General features: G+C 45.9%; 17 protein-coding genes. 5 read left to right on the forward strand and 12 right to left on the reverse strand.

Going from position 1 to position 24,009, the window contains the following annotated elements:
- The first annotated feature begins 307 nt into the window (after positions 1-307).
- Together rne and LYZ37_RS09875 are read left to right on the forward strand one after the other, a co-directional pair.
- A complete protein-coding gene (gene rne, locus LYZ37_RS09870; protein WP_272785374.1) occupies positions 308-3,259 on the forward strand; it encodes a ribonuclease E in 2,952 nt (983 codons plus the stop codon).
- A gap of 462 nt (positions 3,260-3,721) precedes the next feature.
- Positions 3,722-5,281 carry a SulP family inorganic anion transporter gene (locus tag LYZ37_RS09875; RefSeq protein ID WP_004746536.1) on the forward strand — a complete coding sequence of 520 codons (1,560 nt, stop codon included), beginning with the start codon at positions 3,722-3,724 and terminating at the stop codon, positions 5,279-5,281.
- Between the two features lie 51 nt (positions 5,282-5,332).
- Here LYZ37_RS09875 and rnd read toward each other — a convergent pair whose 3' ends face one another.
- The 8 genes from rnd to LYZ37_RS09915 all read right to left on the reverse strand — a co-directional run bounded on the left by rnd (position 5,333) and on the right by LYZ37_RS09915 (position 13,114).
- Positions 5,333-6,448: a ribonuclease D gene (gene rnd, locus LYZ37_RS09880; protein WP_272787166.1), complete on the reverse strand. Its 1,116-nt coding sequence runs from the start codon at positions 6,446-6,448 to the stop codon at positions 5,333-5,335.
- A gap of 103 nt (positions 6,449-6,551) precedes the next feature.
- Positions 6,552-8,240, reverse strand: a complete 1,689-nt coding sequence (gene fadD, locus LYZ37_RS09885; protein ID WP_171321103.1) for a long-chain-fatty-acid--CoA ligase FadD — start codon at positions 8,238-8,240, stop codon at positions 6,552-6,554.
- Positions 8,241-8,352: 112 nt separating this feature from the next.
- Positions 8,353-9,207, reverse strand: coding sequence for an alpha/beta fold hydrolase (locus tag LYZ37_RS09890; RefSeq protein ID WP_272785375.1), 855 nt, complete (start codon positions 9,205-9,207; stop codon positions 8,353-8,355).
- Complete coding sequence (locus LYZ37_RS09895; protein ID WP_272785376.1) at positions 9,207-9,761, reverse strand: Slp family lipoprotein; 555 nt, start codon at positions 9,759-9,761, stop codon at positions 9,207-9,209. Before LYZ37_RS09895 ends, LYZ37_RS09890 begins: the two co-directional genes overlap by 1 nt.
- Positions 9,762-9,782: 21 nt before the next feature.
- Positions 9,783-10,085: a hypothetical protein gene (locus LYZ37_RS09900; RefSeq protein WP_004746527.1), complete on the reverse strand. Its 303-nt coding sequence runs from the start codon at positions 10,083-10,085 to the stop codon at positions 9,783-9,785.
- 34 nt (positions 10,086-10,119) lie between these two features.
- Positions 10,120-10,821, reverse strand: a complete 702-nt coding sequence (gene tsaB / locus LYZ37_RS09905) for a tRNA (adenosine(37)-N6)-threonylcarbamoyltransferase complex dimerization subunit type 1 TsaB (protein ID WP_272785378.1) — start codon at positions 10,819-10,821, stop codon at positions 10,120-10,122.
- An 84-nt stretch (positions 10,822-10,905) separates the two neighbouring features.
- A complete protein-coding gene (locus tag LYZ37_RS09910; protein ID WP_272785379.1) occupies positions 10,906-12,819 on the reverse strand; it encodes an ATP-dependent DNA helicase in 1,914 nt (637 codons plus the stop codon).
- Between the two features lie 91 nt (positions 12,820-12,910).
- Positions 12,911-13,114, reverse strand: a complete 204-nt coding sequence (locus LYZ37_RS09915; RefSeq protein ID WP_004746521.1) for a hypothetical protein — start codon at positions 13,112-13,114, stop codon at positions 12,911-12,913.
- A 197-nt stretch (positions 13,115-13,311) separates the two neighbouring features.
- Here LYZ37_RS09915 and purU point away from each other — a divergent pair, with 197 nt between their 5' ends.
- Positions 13,312-14,145 (forward strand): formyltetrahydrofolate deformylase, encoded by an 834-nt coding sequence (purU, locus tag LYZ37_RS09920; protein WP_171321097.1) that lies wholly within the window; start codon positions 13,312-13,314, stop codon positions 14,143-14,145.
- A 65-nt stretch (positions 14,146-14,210) separates the two neighbouring features.
- On the opposite strand, the gene LYZ37_RS09925 is transcribed toward purU, so the two are convergent.
- Positions 14,211-16,223 (reverse strand): NADPH-dependent 2,4-dienoyl-CoA reductase, encoded by a 2,013-nt coding sequence (locus LYZ37_RS09925; RefSeq protein WP_272785380.1) that lies wholly within the window; start codon positions 16,221-16,223, stop codon positions 14,211-14,213.
- A 200-nt stretch (positions 16,224-16,423) separates the two neighbouring features.
- On the opposite strand from LYZ37_RS09925, the gene sppA reads away from it, so the two are divergent.
- Positions 16,424-18,274, forward strand: coding sequence for a signal peptide peptidase SppA (gene sppA / locus LYZ37_RS09930; RefSeq protein WP_272785381.1), 1,851 nt, complete (start codon positions 16,424-16,426; stop codon positions 18,272-18,274).
- Positions 18,275-18,430: 156 nt separating this feature from the next.
- Complete coding sequence (gene ansA / locus LYZ37_RS09935) at positions 18,431-19,447, forward strand: asparaginase (RefSeq protein ID WP_272785382.1); 1,017 nt, start codon at positions 18,431-18,433, stop codon at positions 19,445-19,447.
- Between the two features lie 105 nt (positions 19,448-19,552).
- Here the strand turns inward: ansA and LYZ37_RS09940 are convergent, their stop codons facing one another.
- The 3 genes from LYZ37_RS09940 to LYZ37_RS09950 all read right to left on the reverse strand — a co-directional run bounded on the left by LYZ37_RS09940 (position 19,553) and on the right by LYZ37_RS09950 (position 24,009).
- Entirely contained in the window at positions 19,553-21,040 is a 1,488-nt protein-coding gene (locus LYZ37_RS09940; RefSeq protein WP_272787167.1) for a M28 family metallopeptidase, read from the reverse strand.
- Positions 21,041-21,258: 218 nt separating this feature from the next.
- Positions 21,259-22,566, reverse strand: coding sequence for a serine--tRNA ligase (serS, locus tag LYZ37_RS09945; protein WP_272785383.1), 1,308 nt, complete (start codon positions 22,564-22,566; stop codon positions 21,259-21,261).
- 96 nt (positions 22,567-22,662) lie between these two features.
- Positions 22,663-24,009, reverse strand: a complete 1,347-nt coding sequence (locus tag LYZ37_RS09950; RefSeq protein WP_272785384.1) for a replication-associated recombination protein A — start codon at positions 24,007-24,009, stop codon at positions 22,663-22,665.

The following is a 24,009-nucleotide window of genomic DNA, read 5'->3' on the forward strand; positions in this document are numbered from 1 at the left end:
TGCATTTTATACAAACCACCTCATATTTGAGCAATAAATTGAGTAGCCCGTTAATTTACCAAAATGCAGCACACGGCGTAAGACATTTTCGGGATTAACAAACTTGTCACCCTACTCGTCGCTCATCATGTTGAGTGTTTACCGCCGCCGATGCGGCGCACAAGCTGAACGAGAAAAGTTTGTGAGACTGAAGTGCCCCAGAGCATCCCTCCAGCCGGGAGGCTGCACCGATTAAGCCATGGGATCAGGCACCTTGAAAGCGATCGCAGTGACAAGAAAAACAAAAGAATGACAACGAGATTTATCAATGAAAAGAATGTTAATTAACGCAACTCAAAAAGAAGAGTTGCGTGTTGCTTTGGTTGATGGTCAGCGCTTATATGATTTGGATATCGAAAGCCCTGGACATGAATCTAAAAAAGCAAATATCTACAAAGGACGTATCACACGCATCGAACCAAGCCTAGAAGCGGCTTTTGTTGACTACGGTGCAGAAAGACACGGTTTCCTCCCTCTTAAAGAAATTGCCCGCGAATACTTCCCTGAAGGTTACACCTACCAAGGCCGTCCTAGCATTAAAGAAGTGCTAACTGAAGGCCAAGAAGTAATCGTACAAGTTGAGAAAGAAGAACGTGGTAGTAAGGGCGCAGCTCTAACTACGTTTATTTCTCTTGCGGGTAGTTACCTTGTTCTTATGCCTAACAACCCTCGTGCCGGTGGTATTTCTCGCCGTATCGAAGGCGACGAGCGTACTCAACTTAAGGCAGCTCTAAGCACATTAGAACTACCTCAAGGTATGGGTTTGATCGTACGTACTGCAGGTGTTGGTAAAAGTGCTGAAGAGCTAGAGTGGGATTTAAACGTACTTCTGAACCACTGGGGCGCAATCAAGCAAGCTTCTGACTCAAACGCTGCACCTTTCTTGATTCACCAAGAAAGTAACGTGATTGTTCGTGCAATTCGTGACTACCTACGTCGCGATATTGGCGAAATCCTTATCGACAGCAACACAATTTACGAGCGCGCACTAGACCATATCCGCCTAGTTCGTCCTGATTTTGTAAGCCGTGTTAAGAAATACGATGGTGAAGTGCCGCTGTTTAGCCACTACCAGATTGAAAGTCAGATCGAATCTGCGTTCCAACGCGAAGTTCGTCTGCCTTCTGGTGGTTCTATCGTTATTGACCCAACAGAAGCCCTGACTTCTATCGATATCAACTCTGCCCGTGCAACTAAGGGTGGCGATATTGAGGAAACCGCTTTAAACACCAACCTAGAAGCAGCAGAAGAAATTGCACGTCAACTTCGCCTGCGTGACTTAGGTGGTCTTGTGGTTATTGACTTCATCGATATGACGCCAGTTCGTCACCAACGTGAAGTTGAAAACCGCTTACGTGATTCTGTTCGTATGGATCGCGCTAGAGTACAAATTGGTCGAATTTCTCGTTTTGGCCTGTTAGAAATGTCTCGTCAGCGTCTAAGTCCATCACTGGCAGAAGCAAGTCACCACATCTGTCCACGTTGTAGTGGTACGGGTGTTGTTCGTGACAACGAATCTCTGGCACTTTCTGTACTTCGCCTGATCGAAGAAGAAGCACTGAAAGACAACACAGCTCAAGTTCTTGCAGTTGTGCCTGTACCGATTGCTTCTTACCTACTTAACGAAAAGCGTCGTTCAATCAATCACATTGAGCGTATCCAAGAAGTTAAGATCACGGTTGTGCCAAACTCAGACATGGAAACACCACATTTCGATGTAATTCGTGTCCGTGAAGGTGAAGAATTCGACCTACTTTCTTACCTACTTCCTAAGAAGCTTGAAGCGATGAAGGAAGCGGAAGGTAAAGAGGTAGCAGTTGAAACAGAAGCCAAACCTAAGAAGATTGAAGAGCCTGCTCTAAAAGGCTTTGCGTCTCCAAGCAACTCTGCTCCAGCGCCTGCTAAACCAGCGCCGAAAGCACCAGAGAAGAAGAAAGAATCACAAGAGCCTCAAGAAGGTCTTGTTAGTCGCTTCTTCAAAGCTCTAGGTGGCTTCCTATTTGGTTCTGCCAAAGAAGAAGAGAAGCAAGAAGAGCAAAAACCTAAAGAGCGTAAAGAAGGTAACCGTAACAACCGCAATCGTCGCAACCGTAACGATAACCGCCGTCGTGGCAATCGTGACAACCGCAACGATAACCGTGAAGACAAACGCGATAACAAGCGTAAGAACACACGTGATGAAGCGGCAACAGAAGCGAAACCTAACGAACGTAAGCAGCAGAATCGCAAACCTAAGCAAGATCGCCGCAACAAGCGTGACGAAGCTAAACCGAGCAAGGTAGCTGAAGAAGGTCTTAAGTTAGCGGCTGACGCTCAGCAAGGCGACAAACCTGAAGCACGCAAAGAGCGCGCAGAAGAGAAAGCGGCAAAAGTTAAAGAGCGCCGTCAACGTCGCAAGCTGTCTAAGCAGGTTCGAGTTAAAGACCAAGCTGCAAAAGCTCAAGCTGATGAAGAAGCGAAGCAAGTTGCAGTAGAAGCGAAAGCAGAAGCGGTTGAAGAAAAAGCATTGGATACTGAAGCGGATAACGCTGAAGAGCAGCCGAAGCAACGCCGCAACCGTCGTTCTCCACGTCACCTACGTGCAAGTGGTCAACGTCGCCGTCGTGGTCGTGATCGTCGCCCTAACCCATTCCGCCTACGAAAAGGTGGTGTTGCATCTCCTGAAATGGCGATGGGTAAAGTGATGCCAAGTTACGGTATTACTAAGCCAGCACCTAAGCAGCAATCAAAAGCTGACAAGGTAGAAGCGCCTGTAGAGACGACAGTGACTTCATTGGGTGGTTTTGCATGTCCAGAAATGGCGATGGGTAAAGTAATTGTCCGTCGTGAGCAGCCTATCATTGAAGAGCCTGTACAAGAAACTGTAGTGGCTACTCAACCTGAGCAGGTAGAAGTAGCACAAGCGGCAGTTGCCTCTGAATCTGTTGAAGTGGTTGCTGAAACCGTTGAGCAACCAGTTCAAGCTAAAGCAGAAGTTGAAGCAACTGAGGTTAAACAGCCTGCTGAAGAAGTAAAAGCTGAAACTTCAGACATCGTTGTTGCGCCGAGCTTTAAAGGTCACGCGTCAGCAGCTATGGCAAAAGCGCCTGGTAGCACAGAGATGAAAGAGATCACTGTAATTGCAGCTCCGTTTAAAGCGCAGCGTTACGAATCTCGCGGTGCTGGTAGCCAAGTAGCTCGCAACCAAGCGGGTGCAGCAATGACTAAGCCTCAATTTTAGCCATTCGCTTTTCGAATAGAAACAGCCTCCTCGTGAGGCTGTTTTTTTATGCCTATTACAAATGACACCAACCAGAATAAATATCTGGTCATTCTTGCTGGTTAAAATCGCTAATAGCTGCGTTATAGATTTTGTAGGTAGAGCAACTAGCTATCTGCAATCTATGCCTTGCTCTAAGCGATTTTTCCTGCGCAATTATCTAATCAGCTATTTACCCCGATTGGTATAGCTAGGTAAACAAACCGTTATCACGCTGCTAGGTTTATAGAGATTAATTATTTGTCACAAATATTAGTCAATACCTGTATCAATCTTGAACTTAATCACACTTTTCGGTAGCATGCGCCGACTCGATCTGAATTGTTGAATTTGGTCTTTCTGCTCTTTTACATTGCATTTTTGCCCGGTGGCGACTAAATACAATTCAGAATACTTTTAAACACTTAGCCAAACTGAGCAAATATGTTTGAATTTCCCCAATTTTCTAAACACTCTGTGAAGAACGATGTGTTGTCAGGTTTGACCGTTGCACTCGCTCTCGTCCCTGAAGCCGTCGCTTTTGCCTTCGTTGCTGGCGTTGACCCTATGGTTGGTCTTTACGCTGCATTTATTGTAGGTTTGATTACCTCAATCTTCGGTGGTCGCCCTGGTATGATTTCAGGTGCAACGGGTGCCATGGCTGTTGTTATGGTGTCACTGGTTGCTTCACATGGCGTACAGTACTTGTTTGCCGCAATTATGCTGGCGGGTATCCTGCAGATTGCAGCAGGTATATTCAAACTGGGTAAATTCATCCGTATCGTGCCTCATCCAGTTATGATTGGCTTCGTTAACGGCTTAGCGATCGTTATTTTCCTCGCTCAGTTGGGCCAATTTAAAGCACCGGACTTAACTGGCGCATTAACATGGCTACCAGCAGACCAAATGATGCTAATGCTTGGTCTCGTTGCTTTAACCATGGCAATCATCCACTTTTTGCCTAAGTTCACCACTGCTGTACCGTCATCTCTTGTGGCTATCGTAACTGTCACTGCGCTAGTGGTTGGTTTAGATCTAGAAACTCGTACAGTGGTTGACTTCCTGCGCACTATGTCAGGTGACGAAGCAGCAACACTGGCGGGTTCATTACCGACTTTCTCTATCCCTACCGTTCCACTAACACTTGAAACGCTACAGATCATTCTTCCGTACGCGATTATTCTTGCTGCAATCGGTTTGATTGAGTCTCTATTGACTCTAACGGTGCTTGATGAAATGACTAACACTCGTGGTCAATCGAACCGCGAATGTATCGGTCAGGGCATGGCTAACATGACGTGTTCTGTGTTTGGCGCTATGGGTGGTTGTGCGATGATTGGTCAGTCGATGATCAACGTTAACTCAGGTGGTCGTGGTCGTCTATCTGGTATCGTTGCTGCTGTGGCACTACTGATGTTCATCTTGTTTGCCTCTTCGCTGATCGAAATGATCCCTCTGGCAGCACTAGTAGGCGTCATGTTCATGGTCGTGATTGGTACCTTTGAGTGGGCAACGTTCAAACTGGCTCGCCGCGTACCAAAACAAGATTTCTTCGTTATTGTTCTAGTAACAGTAGTGACGGTTCTTACTGACCTTGCGATTGCGGTATTCGTTGGTGTTATCGCCTCTGCACTTATGTTTGCATGGCAGCACGCTAAGCACATCTACGCAGATACCAGCATCAATGAAGAAGGCTCAAAAGAGTACAAAATTCACGGTCCTGTTTTCTTTGGCTCAGTGGCTAACTTCCTAGAGATCTTCGATGCACACGAAGACCCAAGCGATGTGATTGTCGATTTCGCTGATTCTCGCGTGACTGACCACTCAGCAATTGAAGCAATCGAAACGCTTGCTGAGCGCTACTCAGCTCAAGGTAAGACACTTCACTTGCGTCACCTAAGCCCAGACTGTCGTAAACTACTCGACAAAGCAGGCAGCTTAGTAGAAATTAACGTTAAAGAAGATCCAAGCTACAAGGTAGCGACCGACGTTCTGGCGGGTTAATTAAACCGAATATAAAACGGGCTTCCAATTGGAAGCCCGTTTTTTTGTTTTCTAGAGAAGCTTGTTTAGCTTTTCACCAAACAGTTCTAGTCGCCAGCTTTGCATAACATCGGGTAGCTTGGCGGGATCTCTGTCCTTTTTCCACACCCAACTCATTAGCTGATTAAGTTGCTTCTTAGAGGCTAAAAACTCAGTAGCTAATCCGCTAGCCTGCGAAGCGCGTTTTACTTCATCTTTTAGCACTTTGAATTTCTGTTTGTAACCCGGCATATCCATTAGGCGTTCAATCTTCTCTGGATACTCGTCGACGGGTGTCTTCTTGGCGGATTTTACGATTGAGATAATACGTGCGCTGTGACGCTGTACCGAACGGTAATCCATACCCTCTTGTTCCATTTGGCTATGGTTTTGTATGCCCAGACGCGCAACAGTGAGTAGGTCGTTTTCTTTAAAGATAAAGTTAAGTGCAAGATCTCGACGCAATGCTTCTTTCAAGCGCCATGTAGCCAAAGGCTTAAGAATTGAAAGCTCTTTTGGCTTGAGTTGCCAAGCGCCCTTCACATCAAGATACGCCATCTCTAGGTTGACAGTTTTAATGCGTTTGGAAGCGAGTAAATCACTCTCTTGCTGCGCAGCATCCCACCAGCCAGCTTGAGTAATTTTCTCAAACAGTTGCTCATACAATGGTTGTAAGTAGTACACATCCGCAGCTGCGTATTCTAGCTGTTTGTCTGTGAGTGGTCGCGCCAACCAATCGGTACGAGACTCACTCTTATCTAGCTCAACACCTAAATAGCTTTCCACTAAAGCGGCAAAACCTGTCGATAAACCATGGCCAAGGAAAGCAGCCATAAGTTGGGTGTCGACCATAGGATATGGCAAGCACTCAAAGCTGTTATGGAACACTTCCAAGTCTTCACCGCAGGCATGAAGCACCTTAAGTACGGAGGTATCTTTAAGCAATTCAACAAACGGAGCCATATCTTCTATTACCGTTGGATCGATAAGAGAAAGGTTCTGTCCATCAAAGAGCTGGATAAGGCCAAGCTGCGGATAGTAAGTACGGGTACGGACAAACTCTGTATCCAACATAACAACATCCGCTTGTCGTGCACTTTGACAAACGGTTTCGAGCTGCGCCGTTTGAGTAATAATCTGATAATTCACTAACTTCTCACCATGAGCGATTTCTTGCGGCCATAAAAAATGCCGACTGAGTATAGTCGGCATTCTACCATCAAACACTTAACTGTGCTTAATTCTCATCGAGTTACTTTGACTTAGCAAGGTTTGCGTCATTTTCTTCACGCAATACACGGCGCAGGATCTTACCAACATTGGTCTTTGGTAAGTCATCCTTAAACTCGACGATTTTTGGCACCTTGTAGCCTGTTAAGTGTTCGCGACAGTGAGCAATTATCTCTTCTTTAGTTAGGCTAGGGTCGCGCTTAACCACATAGATCTTAACCAGTTCACCCGACACTTCATGTGGCTGACCGATGGCTGCGACTTCTAGCACTTTACCGTGAAGCGCGACAACATCTTCAATCTCGTTTGGATAAACATTGAAGCCTGAGACAAGAATCATATCTTTCTTACGATCAACAATGTGGATCAAGCCTTCATCGTCAAACTTAACAATATCACCCGTAGATAACCAACCTTCAGCATTGATCACCTCTTTGGTCGCTTCTGGGCGCTGCCAGTAACCTTGCATAACCTGAGGTCCACGTACCTGAAGCTCACCGACTTCAGTATTTGCCACTGGATTGCCTTCATCATCGACAATACGTACCTCAGTCGAAGGAACAGGTAATCCAATCGCCCCTGTATATTCTGTCAGGTCATATGGGTTGACCGTCACCAATGGAGAGCACTCTGTTAGGCCATAACCTTCGAGCAAGTGAACACCCGTAGTTTTCTTCCATTGTTCAGCCACGGCACGTTGCACTGCCATACCGCCACCCACTGCAAGTTTTAGGTTACTAAAATCTAGCTCATGGAAATCTTCATTGTTAACCAACGCATTAAATAGCGTGTTTACACCCGTTATCGCCGTAAATGGGCAACTCTTCAGTTCTTTGACAAAACCAGGAATATCACGTGGGTTAGTAATCAATAAGTTGCGTCCACCTAACTCGAGGAACAACAAACAGTTAACCGTTAATGCAAATACGTGGTAAAGCGGCAGTGCGGTGACAACCACTTCGCGTCCATCCTGTAGGACAGGACCATACATGCCTTTTGCCTGCATGATATTGGCAATCATATTGCTGTGAGTCAGAATCGCGCCTTTTGCTACCCCTGTTGTACCGCCGGTGTATTGCAAGAAGGCAATGTCATCACCAGACATGAAAGGCTTCACATACTGTAGACGACGACCATTGTGAAGCGCTTTACGCATAGAGATTGCGCCAGGTAGGTCATACTTAGGCACCATGCCTTTAACATACTTAACGACAAAATCGACCAAGGTACCTTTTGCACGAGGCAACATCTGCCCGAGACTGGTTAACACCACATGTTTAACCGGCGTGTTATCAACGATTTGCTCAAGCGTATTGGCAAAGTTCGATACGATAACTATCGCTTTTGCACCAGAGTCATTTAACTGATGCTCTAGCTCACGTGGGGTATAAAGCGGATTTACATTAACCGCGATTAAACCTGCGCGTAGCACACCAAACAAGGCAACTGGATATTGCAGCAGGTTCGGCATCATTAGCGCGACGCGATCGCCCTTTTGTAACTTCAGCTCATTTTGCAAGTAAGCCGCAAACGCTCGGCTACGCTCTTCCAGTTTGCGGAACGTCATCACCGAGCCCATGTTCATAAAAGCAGGCTGGTCAGCATACTTTTGAACGGACTGCTCAAACATTTCCACTAATGATGGGTATTGTTCTGGGTTGATATGCTCTGGCACATCTTCTGGATAGCGTGATAACCAAGGTTTATCCACGGTAAAACTCCTCGAAATTAACTGGCTGTCATCTGAGTGAAAAGCTCTATTTTCAACGTCGTCTATTACAGCACAGGCGAAGCCCTTGAGCACGAAAGTCTCAAACACTTGTTTAAATTTTGTTAACTAAACCAAAAATTAGGTTAGATACTCTAGAAGGAGCTTGCAGATGACAGTGATGACCCCCTTCGATCATCTCAAAATGAGTGGAATCTGAAGCATCAAGCTGAAAAGACTGCAAATAAGAAAAGCCTTCGTTGCCAAGAATGACAAGTTGCGGGCAAGTCACTTGTAGGCGAAAAGACTCGGCGTGTTCAAATGACATTCGATAAAGAGACTGGCTTTGCAGCTTTACATCGTGCCGCCATATCCAGCCAGACTGATGAGCTTCAAGCCCACGCAGTATAATTGGAGCAATTAATTCAGATTCTATCTGATTTACCTTTGCTCGCCTCTCTATCGCTTCTTGTTCGGACAACATAACACGAGTTGGCTTTCTACGAATTCTTTGACGACTCAGCACACCTTCCCTTAAACGAGAAACTGTCTCTTGCGCTTTTTCAGCCAAAGGTCCGTATCCTTCTATCTGAACCAAGCCACTGACTTGTTCAGGAAAGGCGGCACTATAGCAACTTGCAATCAAAGCACCAAGAGAATGCCCTACTAGTACCAGTCTGTTTGGTGATAAGTTAGCCAAAAACTGATAAACATCGTCAATATAGTCGTGAAAAGGATAGAAATTACCGGCTTCCTTGTGGCTAGAAAGGCCGTGACCCGGTAAATCGATTGCGCATAAGTGCCAATCCGGATTGAGAGCGTGGAGAGAAGCCATTATGGATTCAAAACTCGCCGCGTTATCTAACCAGCCATGTAAAAAAACGACCGAAAGTTCGGCCGTTTCACTGCATCCATATTCGATGGTTGCGATATGTCCATTAAGGAGCTCGCGTTTTCGTTCGTCGCGCATTACTTCACTTCTTGAATCACTTTGCCCTGTCTGGTTCCATAACGAACATCGCTACAGTAGAGACCGCGACAAGGATAGAGGTAGCTGTCGAAATCATGGACTATGATACGCTCTTCAATACGCCACAAATGAAAGCCACTCGCCTTCATCACTGGGAAGTCATAAGAATAGTCACCAACTTTACCTTGTTCTCGGCCTTGGCTTTTCCCAAGTAACGAGATAAGGCGTCCCTCAGACAAGGTTACCGGATCAGCAAAGCCATCAACATAGGCGACAAAACGACCTTGTGGCTCTTGGTTGATATCTGGTTTGCCCACAGAATTTATAGGCAGATTAACCACTTCTATGCGGGTTTGCTCTTTAAGATTCTTTACATCAGCGATCAATCCGCCAAGTCTTACCTCAGCGTTGGCTTGAGCCTCCGGTTGCCACTCTTGATAACTGGTGACAACATCTGGGTTTTCGGTTTTGAGGTTTTCAGGTAGAGATCTACAAGCGGAAAGCAAAACTGCGCTAGCCAGTGCACACAAAAAGCGAAAAGGTCGTTGAGTCATAACGTCACACAAAGTCTTAATTTAGATATAGATATCGACACCCAGCAGCTGTGAAAGTTCCTCGCGTTTGGCTTGGTTCATCACATCCATATACTCCTCCATCGCTTTACGGCTACGGCCTTCAGGAAGATCATATTGGACTTGCGCTTTATGAATCTCGGATTCATTGACATGACGGATAGAATGCGCCACCGCGTTAGCCACCTTAGTGGGTTGGCTAACCGCAGCTTTATCGCCAGATTTTTTAACCTCGTTCTTCTTATTGGCTTTGTTGGCCCTATTTGGTCCGGGAACCGAAGGAGGTAATCCGTTGATTGATACCATACTTTCCGCTTATGCCTTATTTGTCCTGTCTAAACTACTCTCTACCGGGCAGTTTTTTCCAAGCAACCGTATCACGCAGATAAACTGGGCTTGCCTCTTCCGCATCAACCGTCTTGCCTTTCGCTAGCTCAAATTTCGCCAGTTGAACAATGTCTTCCGCGTCTGGGAATAAAACATCGCTCTTCTCTGTGGTAAATTTTACGCTAGCAAGTTGCTCAGAATACGCATCCCAACCAGTACCCGCAGTTAACCATTGCTGATCATCCGCAGCACTATTGTCCGATACCAATTGTGGAGGGGTTACACATTCAGCATCTACAGCATGCCAAGTGCCATCTTCTTGACGAGTAAAACGTCCCCAGTAAACCTCGCTCATACGCGCGTCAATCGCTGTTGCCACATGGCTTACACCGTGTTTTCGGTATACACCTTGTGCCATTGCTTCCAACGTAGAAACACCGATCATTGGTAAATCTGCACCGAACGCTAAACCTTGTGCAATACCAATGCCAATTCGAACACCCGTAAAGCTGCCCGGGCCGCGACCAAATGCGAGCGCGTCCAACTCAGTAAGGTTAACCCCAGCTTCTTTTAGTACTTCATCCACCATCGGCAGTACTTTTTTGGTGTGGTCTCTAGGTGCAACTTCACTGCGCACGTAAACTTTATCGTCAACTAAAAGAGCAACAGAACAGTTCTCGGTTGCTGTATCTAGAGCAAGGATCTTTACACTCATTGATATCTCTGGTTATTCGTTTGTATTGGTTGTCGGCTTGTGGGCACAAACGGCTCAAGCGAGTCGTTAGCTTGTCACAAACCATCATTGATTATGTTCGAGAAAATCCTGCACCAAAGCTAAGTCTCGGGTACGAGGTATCGGTGGTAAACTCGCCAGGAAAACACCACCGTATTCACGGGTCACTAGTCGATTATCACAGATAATCAGTGCTCCTTTATCGTTCTTATCTCGAATAAGTCGCCCTACCCCCTGCTTCAAAGTGATGACCGCATCCGGAATTTGTACCTGAGAAAACGGGTCACCGCCTTTAAGCTGACAATCTTCGATTCGCGCCTTTAATAGCGGGTCATCGGGGGCAGTAAACGGTAATTTGTCGATGATAACACAGCTCAGCGCGTCACCTCTAACATCTATCCCTTCCCAAAACGCCCCTGTCGCAACGAGCAAAGCATTACCTAGCTCCATAAACTCAGCAAGGGTTTTCTGTTTACTGGTTTCCCCTTGCATCAATACAGGGACAATCAAACGTTCTCTAAATCTTTCTCCCAGCTCTTTCATCATGCTGTGAGACGTACAAAGGAAGAAACATCGGCCTTGGTTTTGCTCAATCACTGGCGTCAGCATATTGACCAGTTTATCCGCCATACCTGGGCTATTGGGCTCTGGGAGGTATCTTGGTACACATAAACGCGCTTGAGTTTGATAGTCAAAAGGGCTTGGTAGTGACATTTGCGCCTGAGGTTTCAAACCTAAACGGGACGTAAAATGGCCGAAGTCATCATTTACAGCAAGCGTCGCCGAAGTAAATATCCAAGCTCCCTGCTTTAACTCGATTTGTTCATGGAACTTATCGGCAACCGTAAGCGGCGTAATGTGTAAGGTGAAATGGCGCGGTGTAGTTTCGTACCAGTAGGAATATCCTGTAATGGAGACATCACACACTCTATCCAGTCGCGCCTTTATGGTATTGGCTCTTTCAAACGCACTATCAAGTAATTGACTACGACCCAGAGCGAGTTTGACAACCTCAATAACAAAATCGAGTGCGTCTTCTAAGCGTCGCAGCTCACGGCCAATAGATGGAGAAGTGACCGCCTCACGCCAGTTGCCACGGAAACCTGGCTCTCCTAATACGATTCTCAAATCCATTGCGGTTTGATATAGCTTTTCTCCCGCTTTTTGCAGTTGACGCATATCTTTCGCTTCCGTGCGGTAAGCAATCTCAATATCTTTGCATAACTCTTGAATCTGGCGGCTAGAGAGCGACTGACCGAAGTACTGGCTGGCGATATCCGGGAGCTGGTGCGCTTCATCAAAGACAAACACTTCGGCTTCAGGAATCAATTCACCAAAGCCGGTTTCTTTAATCGCTAAATCGGCTAGAAACAAGTGATGGTTGACCACAACAACATCGGCATCCATGGCCTTTTTTCTCGCTTTAAGTACAAAGCACTCTTGGTAGCTCGGGCAATCTTTACCTAAGCAGTTGTCGTTGGTTGAGGTAATAGTTGGAATAACCGGACTGTCTTCAGCAATGGCATCACAATCACCAAGATCGCCAGTTTTGGTTTCTGACGACCAACTGCGCACCTTTACCAATTGACTAAGCAAAGTCGGATCCGCACTTTGGTTGTGGCTTTCAACCATCTGACGACTCAAACGATCTAAACAAAGGTAGTTTGCCCGACCTTTCAATAACGCAACCTGACCGTAAAAACCCAATGCATTGGTCATCAAAGGCAAATCACGGTGAAACAGCTGCTCTTGGAGGTTTTTCGAGCCCGTGCTGATAATGGTTTTCTTGCCACTTAACAGAGCTGGCACCAAATAGGCGAAAGTTTTACCTGTCCCTGTTCCGGCTTCAACGACCACCTGACTTTGGCTTTTGATTGCACTTGCCACCGCTTCAGCCATATCGAGCTGAGCTTGACGCGGTTGAAAGCCAGGTATTGCTTTACCTAGCGCTCCCTCAGAGGAGAAAGTCTTTGAAATCATGCACAACAGAGAGTTAATAAAGGGGGAGAGATTATGGCAGTTTTTGCACCAAGGCGCGAATGAGATTTTCGCGCCTAAGCAGCCTCAGAGATTAGCGTTTATTGAGGTAACGGTTTAACCAAGCAGGACCAGAGAATCCGTCTTGTTGGTCATCCATCATGGCACGTGCGGCTTCACTTGGGGAGGCACGGTTTTCCCACATTTCATCTAAGATTTCTTCGTCTAGTTCTTTACCGCCGGTTAAGGCGCTTACTCGTTCAGAATACAATTTACGGGCTAGTAGCTCTTTATCCATACATACCACCTAAAAGACACGCTAAGAGAACAAACACTCTTCAAATAACCTCAGCCAATCGGTTAACTCAGATTAATTGTTGAAACCAACTCGATATTAGTTTAATTGTAGCTTCAATACTGCGGGTGACCTCACCGTTCGGATGCCCGTAAAAAATTCACAATACAAAAAAAATAATTCACGGAAGTTTGAACCTAATGGAAAAGAAAACACTACTGACACACTGCACTGACGCCCCAGGTCTTATTTCAAAGATCACCAACATTTGTTACAAACACCAACTCAATATTATTCACAACAACGAGTTTGTAGATAACACTAGCGGTCACTTCTTTATGCGTACCGAGCTTGAAGGTTACTTCAATGATCAGACCTTTTTAGCCGACCTCGACCAAGCTTTACCAGAGGGTGCTAAGCGTAAATTGATAGGTTCAAATCGCAAACGAGTCGTCATTCTTGTCACCAAAGAAGCGCACTGCTTGGGTGACATCTTAATGAAGAACTACGACGGAAGCTTGGATGTTGAAATCGCAGCTGTCGTGGGTAACTACGATACTTTACAGAGCCTAACTGAGAAATTTGATATCCCTTATCACCACGTTTCTCATGAAGGATTGAATCGTGAAGAGCACGAGAAAAAGATGCTGGAAGTTATCGACCAGTACCAAGCAGATTACTTAGTTCTTGCTAAATACATGCGTGTACTGACTCCTTCTTTTGTCGAAAAGTACCACCACAAGATTATTAATATTCACCATAGTTTCTTGCCCGCTTTCATTGGTGCTAAACCATACCAGCAAGCTTATGAGCGCGGTGTAAAGATCATTGGCGCCACAGCGCACTTTGTGACTAACGATCTCGATGAAGGTCCAATCATCAAGCAAGACGTTATTCCAGTGGATCACAACTTTAGCGCGCAAGATATGGCGCAAGCGGGTCGTGACGTTGAAAAGAACGTATTGAGCAAAGCCCTCAACAAAGTACTCAATGATCACGTCTTTGTTTATGGCAATAAGACCGTAATCCTTTAAGACGCACAGATACGAAAAAGGTCTCTTCGAAAAGAGACCTTTTTTTATGATAATCAGATCGTAAATTACAACTTAACTGCCAGCTCTACACCTTGCTTAATTGCTCGCACCGCATCCAATTCACCTGCGTAATCAGCACCACCTATCACATGAAGTTTCTCGCCTAATAGGTGCCATTGATTTTCAAATGGACGAACCGATTCCTGACCCGCACAAATGATAACCGTATCGGCATCGAGCAATTGTTGCTTGTCATCGACACTGATATGTAAGCCTTGCTGATCTATCTTGTCATAGCTCACGCCGCCTAGTAGGTTCACGCCACGTTTCTCTAAAGTACGTTTATGAATCCAGCCCGTTGTTTTACCCGGCCCTTTACCAACGCGACCTTTACGTCGCTGGAGCACCCACACGGTTTTATCACTCATTGAATCCGGATAAGGATAGAGTCCTCCAGGATGGGAGATTTCTTTATCAATTCCCCACTCATGCAACCAATCATCCAAATTGTGGCCAGCAGGTTCAGTCAACATGGTCGCCACATCCACCCCAATGCCACCAGCGCCGACAATCGCAACCTTGTTACCAACGTAGGTCTTCTCTTTGATAAGCGTCTGGTAGTCGACCACTTTTTCTGGCGTTTCGATACCATCAATTTTAACCTTGCGCGGCTCTACCCCTGATGCCATCACCACTTCATCATATTCAGCAAGAAGGTCGTAATTGGCATCGGTTTCAAGGTGAAGCTTCACCCCTGTCTCATCAATTCTATTGGCAAAGTAGCGAATCGTTTCTCTGAACTCTTCTTTACCCGGAATTTGCATCGCTAGACGGAACTGCCCACCAATTCTGTCATTACGCTCAAACAGGTCAACATGATGCCCTCTTTCAGCTAATGTTGTCGCACACGCCAATCCAGCAGGCCCTGCACCAACAACGGCAATATTCTTTTTCACATCGGTCGGTGTCACCGTTAGTTCTGTTTCTCGACAGGCAAGTGGATTAACTAAGCAACCAGCTCGTTTGCCTTTAAACACATTGTCTAGACACGCTTGGTTACAACCGATACACGTATTAATCATTTGAGAGCGATTTTGCTCAGCTTTAATCACAAAATGAGGGTCAGCAAGGAACGGACGTGCCATAGAAACCATATCGGCATGGCCACTGGCGAGAATATTTTCGGCTTCCTCTGGGGTGTTAATACGGTTACAAGTCACAATAGGCACATTGACATGAGGGCGTACCTTTTCTGTTACCCAAGTAAATGCCCCGCGTGGCACCTGAGTCGCGATAGTTGGAATACGAGCCTCGTGCCAACCAATGCCCGTATTGATAATCGTCACACCGGCATTTTCTAGCTCTTTTGCCAGCATAACCACTTCCTCAAAAGTACTGCCTTCTTCAACCAGATCGAGCATTGAAAGGCGGAAAATGATGATGAACTCTTTTCCTGCTGCTTGGCGTATCGCTTTCACTACTTCGAGAGGGAAACGAATGCGATTTTCATAACTACCGCCCCATTCGTCATAACGTGTATTGGTGCGCTTACAAATGAACTGATTCAGCAAGTAACCTTCTGAGCCCATAACTTCAACGCCATCGTAACCCGCTTGCTGAGCGAGTGCTGCGCTGTTGGCGAATGCATCAATGGTCTTTTTGATTTGACGGGTGCTCATTTCACTTGGCGCAAAACGAGCGATTGGCGCTTTAATCGAAGAGGCACTTTGAGCAAAAGGGTGCATCGCGTATCGGCCAGCATGAAGCAACTGAAGCGCGATTTTACCACCATGTTGATGCACGGCTTCAGTAACAACTTTATGTGCTTTGGCGTGTTTTGCTTTGCTAAACTCAGCACTAAATGGATGTAATCGACCACGTAGATTCGGTGAAAATCCGCCTGTTACAATGAGCCCTACACCACCTTTTGCACGTTCTGCGTAAAAGGCTGCGAGCTTACCCAGCCCTTCTTTATGTTCTTCTAATCCGGTGTGCATAGAACCCATTAACACTCGATTGCGTAGTTGGGTAAATCCTAGATCCAGTGGCTGAAGTAAATTCGGGTACATGGTAGACATCACTTTACTCTTTTATTGTTGTGGTCTGACCACAATATGAAGAGCTTAAATAAAAATCAAACACCCGTTTACATTTTTGTAACACCGATCAATCTTCTGGTTGTTTGGGTATACTAGTTTAAGTAGGATGGAACTTATCTGAACTTAAATGCTCATAGAGCGGATAAGCCTTAATCTGCGGTTTCCGTAGCGGAGAAAAAATGAAAAAAATATTTAAATTCGTTGGCCTGTTTTTTAAAGGGATTTGGAAGCTCATCACTTTCATTCGTCTTGCCCTCGTCAACCTGATCTTTTTAGCGAGTATCGGCGTCATCTATTTCATCTACACTAGTGCAGATACACCAACGCCAACAGTGCCAAAAGAGTCGGCACTTATTCTGAATATCTCAGGACCTATCGTCGAACAGCCAACCTATGTAAACCCTATGGATTCATTAACAGGATCTTTCTTTGGTCAAAGCCTACCTAAAGAAAACGTCTTGTTCGACATTGTAGACACCATTCGTCACGCCAAAGATGACTCCCAAGTGAGTGGTATTGTCTTAGCACTGCGTGATATGCCAGAAACCAACCTGACTAAGCTACGTTACATTGCGAAAGCATTGAATGAGTTTAAAGCCTCTGGCAAGCCTATTTATGCTGTTGGCGATATGTACAACCAAAGCCAATACTATCTCGCAAGCTACGCAGACAAAATCTATCTCGCTCCAGACGGCGCAGTGATGCTCAAAGGCTACAGTGCTTATACTCTGTACTATAAAACCCTGCTAGAAAAACTAGATGTGAATACACATGTCTTCCGAGTCGGTACTTACAAATCCGCTATCGAGCCGTTTGTACGTGACGACATGTCTAAAGAAGCCAAAGCGTCAGCCTCGCGTTGGCTTGGACAGCTTTGGGGCGCATACGTAGATGACGTTGCAACAAATCGCCAGCTCTCCGCTGATGCAATTACGCCAGATATGGATGAGTTCCTAGCGCTGCTCAAAGAAAACCAAGGCGACCTTGCTGCTCTTTCACTCAATGTTGGCTTAGTTGATGAGCTCGCAACACGCCAACAAGTGCGTAAACAGCTAATCGATGTCTTCGGTAGCAATGGAGAAGATAGCTACAACTACGTTGATTATTACGAATATCAATCAACCATGAGCCCAAGCTTTGACTTAGCGGCAGACGATATTGCTGTGGTAGTGGCAAGTGGTTCTATTATGGATGGCTCTCAGCCACGCGGTACGGTTGGTGGTGATACGGTAGCAGCCCTTCTGCGCCAAGCGCGCAACGATGACAAAGTGAAAGCGGTTGTTCTGCGTGTAGACAGCCCGGGCGGTAGTGCATTTGCCTCTGAAGTGATCCGCAATGAAGTTGACGCGCTTAAAGAAGCGGGTAAACCTGTGGTGGTCTCTATGTCGAGCTTAGCCGCCTCTGGGGGTTACTGGATCTCAATGAGTGCTGACAGCATTGTTGCACAGCCAACGACACTGACAGGTTCGATTGGTATCTTTAGTGTTATTACCACCTTTGAAAAAGGGCTTAACAAGCTAGGTATCTACACTGACGGTGTGGGCACATCACCATTCTCTGATGTTGGTGTTACGACAGGGCTTTCAAAAGGTGCTTCGCAAGCCTTCCAAATGGGCATCGAGCATGGCTACAACCGATTTGTCGGCTTGGTGAGTCAAAATCGTGAGATCCCTCTTGATAAAGTGGATGGTGTTGCTCAAGGCCGAGTTTGGACAGGACAAGATGCGTTAGAGCTTGGTTTAGTTGATAAAATTGGCGACTTTGATGATGCTGTGGCGTTAGCCGCTAAAATGGCTGAAGTAGAAAACTACAACTTGTATTGGGTTGAAGAGCCGCTTTCACCAGCACAGCAATTTGTCCAAGACTTTATGAATCAAGTTAGCGCATCATTAGGTATCAATGCCACAGCGTTGCTGCCAGCAGCACTACAACCTGTAGCGACACAAGTGATTCAAGATGCCAATATGCTGCAAAGCTATAACGATCCTAAAGGTCAGTACGCTTTCTGTTTAAACTGTCAGGTTCAGTAGTCATTAACTCTGGTCAGACCTAGATTAGTTTCACAGCGACTACAATGCTGAGTATCAAGATAGGGGGATTCCTGTGCGGGAGCCCCCTTTTTATTGGCTTGGATTAATATATAATCCCACGCTCTGTTCCCCCTACAATTAACTGGTTTCAAAGCAATGGCAAGAAAACATATTTATATCGCCTACACTGGCGGTACCATTGGTATGCAAAAATCCCATGATCACGGTTATGTCCCAGTCGCTGGCTTCATGGAAAAACAACTAGCAAGCATGCCAGAGTTCCACCGTCCAGAAATGCCTGAGTTTACCATTCATGAGTATGACCCACTTATCGACTCATCGGATATGACACCAGCAGATTGGCAGCAAATTGCTGACGACATCCGCGCTAACTATGATAAGTACGACGGTTTTGTCATCTTGCATGGCACCGATACCATGGCTTACACCGCCTCTGCGCTTTCGTTCATGCTCGAAAACCTTGGCAAGCCTGTTATCGTCACTGGTTCACAGATTCCTCTGGCGGAACTTCGTTCTGATGGTCAAGCAAACCTGCTCAATGCGCTGCACATTGCCGCTAACTACCCAATTAATGAAGTGACCTTGTTCTTCAACAATAAGCTTATGCGTGGCAACCGCAGCACTAAATCTCATGCTGATGGTTTTAACGCCTTTACGTCACCAAACCTACCGCCACTGCTTGAAGCGGGTATCAATATCCAAATTAGCAGTGAGATTGAGGTGGGTGCTAAGCCGGAAGGTGAGTTCAAAGTTCATGACATCACACCGCAGCCAATCGGTGTCATTACTATGTACCCTGGTATTTCGCACGAAGTGATCCGTAACACGCTACTGCAACCTGTTAATGCCATGATATTACTGACGTTTGGGGTAGGTAACGCACCGCAGAACCCTGAGCTGTTAGGCCACCTGAAAGATGCGTCTGAACGTGGTGTTATTGTCGTTAACCTAACTCAATGTTTAGCTGGTAAAGTCAATATGGGTGGTTATGCAACAGGCTGTGCTCTTGCTGAAGCGGGTGTTATCAGCGGTTACGATATGACACCAGAAGCTGCGCTGGCGAAACTTCACTTTCTACTTAGCCAAGGTCTTAGCTACGATCAAGTAAAAGTGAAGATGCAGCAAGTTTTACGCGGAGAGATGAGTATCTAATCTCGATACGCGACAAACATGATACCAATCGGGATAATATAGGTAATCAGATATTTATTTTGGTTGGTATTTAAAAAGCGTCACATTGTGGTGACGCTTTTTTAGCTATTGAGAAGATGCCTGCAACGTCACATCAGTATAAGCACTGTAGGCATCAAGCATAACATGGTAAGTGCCTGGCGCAGCTTGGTTGAAGCGACAAGTCTCACTGTTGCCATTGCGATAAGGTCGACAATCCCAATTTGACTTCGATGCTGGAGAGCCGAACTTAACATAGAGGTCAACATCACCACTGCCTCCTTGAGTTGTAAAGGTTAAGCTCTTTTGAGTAGCAAGTTCAAAGGTGTAACTTTGCTGACTTGAGCGTACTCCAAATAACCCTGTTTTTGGCACGCCATCTTTGAGTACATTATCAAGAGGAGGCTCAATATCGGATGCATTCGCTAGTTCAACCACATACGATAGTCCAAGCTTAGTGAACTTCACTGCGTGTCCGCCCGTTGGGTCAGAATTCTCTAGTGTATCTTGAGAAGTATGAATCTTAGGGTTGTAGTCATTAAACTTAGATTCAAATGGCATTGCCGCAGAGTAACCCGCATTATGCCAAGAGGCATGATCTGAACATGCGTAACCACATCGATCATATCCATAAGTCAAACTTGGAAGATACGTATCAATTAAGCTTGCTAAAAACTGAGTCAGGTTACTGTCGGTGTAGTCTGTAATAAAGACGATGTCCTCTGCAGATCCTTTGTAGTTAGTCATATCCAGTTGCAATACAGAAACGACATTTTTGCCCTGAGCTTTATAGCGATTTGCAATGTCTTGAGACCCTCTCAAACCAACCTCTTCTGCCGCATATGCCATAAAGGCAACGGAACGTTTGGGCTTAAAGTTGTTCTCAGCTAACACTCGAATAATTTCACTCACACTAGCGATCCCTGAAGCATCATCGTCCGCACCTGGAGCAATTGTGTGTTCATCTGTGTGTGAGCCAATTGTAGAATCTAGATGCCCACCAACGATCACCCACTCATCAGGCTTTTCACTACCTTCGATAGTTAGAACAACCGATTTTTGGTTGTATCCTGAGTGAGCAATTTGTTCTACGTTTGCCTTTGTCATCGACGAAGCTAAGTTTCGCCATTCATTGGCTATCCAATCTGAGGCTTGTGCTCCTGATGTTGTAGTGTAAAAACGGTTATTGAAGCTTGTTAAAGAACGGATTGTGTTGGTGAGTTGCGATGCACTGACCAATGGTAGCCAAGCATTGAGGGTCGACTGCTGGGAAGGCTTGGGTAATATGAACTGCGCCCTGCTTTGTGGCATTGCGCTCGCGGCCATGGCGCTTTGCGCTGAAGCATGAACCATATAGCCGCCGCATCGGTGATGCTCTTCATGCATGTTATGCGACAGCTCAGCCAGATGAGCAGTCTCAACTTGTCCAACCCACACGTCACCACTGCTCGCAATTGAGTGAGGCAGAATAGATTCTGCTTGCGCTTTCGCGACGGTACTAGCAGCATCGGCACCAATAGAAATCCAAACTTTATCTTCTGCATAAACATTTAAGCATGCCGTAGTTAATGCCATCGCCAAAAGCGTTTTTGTATATTTCATTATCCTCTCCAAAGGGGTTTTAAGCCCTAAAAAGTTAGAATAATTATTCAAACATTGAGAAATATTGCTTTTAAATCAGTTTGTAGAGAAAAGTTGTCACCGTTTTATCAATAGATAAGCTGAATGGTTAACGTGAAATAGATATAAAAAAGGCGACTCACTGAGCCGCCTTTCATTACTAACTTTGGCTATTAGCCGATGTGCGTTGCGCCGCCCATGTACTTCTGTAGTACAACAGGGATTGCGATACGGCCATCTGCTTCTTGGTTGTTTTCTAGAATAGCAACCATGGTACGACCTACTGCTAGACCTGAACCGTTTAGTGTGTGCACTAGCTCTGGCTTCTTCTCGCCCTTACGACGGAAACGCGCTTGCATACGGCGAGCTTGGAAGTCCCACATGTTTGAACAAGATGAGATCTCACGGTAAGTCTCTTGAGCTGGAACCCAAACTTCTAGGTCGTAAGTCTTACGCGCGCCGAAGCCCATGTCACCCGTACATAGAACCACTTTACGGTAAGGAAGCTCTAGAAGTTGCAGAACTTTCTCAGCGTGACCAGTTAGCTCTTCAAGTGCATCCATTGAATCTTCTGGCTTAGTGATTTGTACAAGCTCAACTTTGTCGAACTGGTGCATACGAATCAGACCACGAGTATCACGACCGTAAGAGCCCGCTTCAGAACGGAAACATGGCGTATGCGCCGTCATCTTCAATGGCAAGTCTGCTTCATCAGAAATAGTGTCACGAACCATGTTTGTCACTGGCACTTCAGCAGTAGGGATTAGAGACAGTTTACGTGGCTCTTCATCGTTTACTTTCTCTTCTAGCGGCTCAGTGTGGAACAGGTCTTTACCAAACTTAGGTAGCTGACCAGTACCAAATAGGCTGTCAGAGTTCACTAGGTATGGCATGTACATTTCTGTGTAGCCATGCTCATCTGTGTGAAGGTCTAGCATAAACTGAGCGATTGCACGGTGCAGACGCGCAAACTGGCCTTTCATCACGATAAAACGAGCACCAGTAATTTTTGTCGCGCTAGCGAAATCTAAACCACCACCAAGCTCACCCAGATCAACGTGATCTTTCAATTCAAAGTCGTAAGTTTTTGGCTCACCCCAACGAGAGATTTCAACGTTGTCATCTTCGTCTTTACCCGCAGGTACATCGTCAGCTGGTAGGTTAGGAACAGAAAGCGTGATCTCTTCAAGTTTAGCCATTACTTCATCAAGTTCAGCTTTTTTAGCGTCAAGATCGCTACCTAGAGTACCGATTTGCTTCTTGATCTCTTCTGCGCCTTCTTTGTCACCAGCTGCCATTTTTTGGCCGATTTGCTTGGAGATGGAGTTACGCGTGGATTGTAAATTTTCAACTTCTACTTGAATCGACTTACGTTGCTCTTCAAGTGTACGGATTGTCTCTACGTCTAGCTTAAAGCCACGACGCGCTAGTTTTGCAGCTGTATCATCCAGCTCTGTACGAAGTAATTTAGAATCCAGCATTGTTAATCCTATGCTTTTTTAGTAGTGAAATCGCGCTTAAGCATCGTGCTCATACGCTAAAAATATTAACCGAACAAATGTATCTAAAATGGAAGCTTATTCATAGCGCTTTTGTGGGCTTTTTGCGTCTAAACTAGCCAAGTAATCTAACTTTTCGCCAATTTTGGTTTCTAAGCCGCGGTTGGTCGGATAATAGTAGCGCGTTTCTGCCATTTCAGGTGGTAGGTAACGCTCTCCTGCCGCATACGCTCCCGGCTCATCATGGGCATAACGATACTCCGCGCCATAGCCGAGATCTTTCATCAAACTGGTAGGTGCATTGCGAAGATGTGGCGGAACTTCATACTCAGGCTCGTTGTGTGCGTCGCGAAGTGCTTGTTTCCACGCCGTGTAGACCGCATTACTCTTTGGCGCACAGGCAAGGTAGACAATCGCTTGTGCAATCGCTCGTTCACCTTCCGCAGGTCCAACACGGGTAAAGCAATCCCAAGCCGATAGTGCTACCTGCATTGCTCTTGGATCCGCATTACCAATATCTTCTGATGCAATCGCCAGTAATCGTCGGGCAATATAAAGCGGGTCACAACCTGCGGCAATCATCCTCGCTGACCAATAAAGCGCAGCGTCAGGGTTTGAGCCTCGGATAGATTTATGTACCGCTGAAATTAAGTCGTACCAAATGTCGCCTTTGTTATCAAAACGAGAGACTTTTTCCCCAGCAACTTCAGCCAGTAGCTGCAAAGTAATTTCTTTGTCGCCTTGGTCATCTTCTTGAGCCATATCGTATAACAGCTCAAGATAGTTAAGAGACATTCGCGCATCACCATTAACCAGCTCCGCTAGTCTATCGAGAACGTTATCGGCAAACTTCGCCGATATCTTGCCTAAACCACGCTCTGAGTCGGAAATCGCCTGCTGCAACGCTAAATGAATATCTGCGGTAGATAAGGAAGTGAGCTTATATACCCGAGCGCGAGACAACAGTGCGTTGTTTAACTCGAATGAAGGGTTTTCAGTCGTCGCGCCGATAAAGGTCACCGTGCCATCTTCAATATGAGGAAGAAACGCATCTTGCTGAGACTTGTTAAAGCGGTGTACCTCGTCAACAAACAAAATAGTCCGACGACCACCCAATTTATTTTCACGCGCTTTTTCAATTGCTGCCCGAATCTCTTTAACCCCAGACGTCACAGCAGAGACTCGCTCCACTTCGGCATTGGCGTAGTTAGCAGCCACTTCCGCCAGCGTGGTTTTTCCTGTACCAGGCGGCCCCCAAAGGATCATTGAGTGAATATGGCCCGCTTCTAGCGCTCGTCTAAGTGGCTTGCCCTCTCCCAGAACATGTTGCTGACCTATGTATTGGTCTAACGTTTCTGGGCGCATTCTAGCGGCAAGGGGACGAAAATCTTCATCCCCAGAAAAATCCAATGAGTAGTTACTCAC

The organism is Vibrio tubiashii, assembly GCF_028551255.1.
In the GTDB taxonomy this organism is placed as follows: domain Bacteria; phylum Pseudomonadota; class Gammaproteobacteria; order Enterobacterales; family Vibrionaceae; genus Vibrio; species Vibrio tubiashii_B.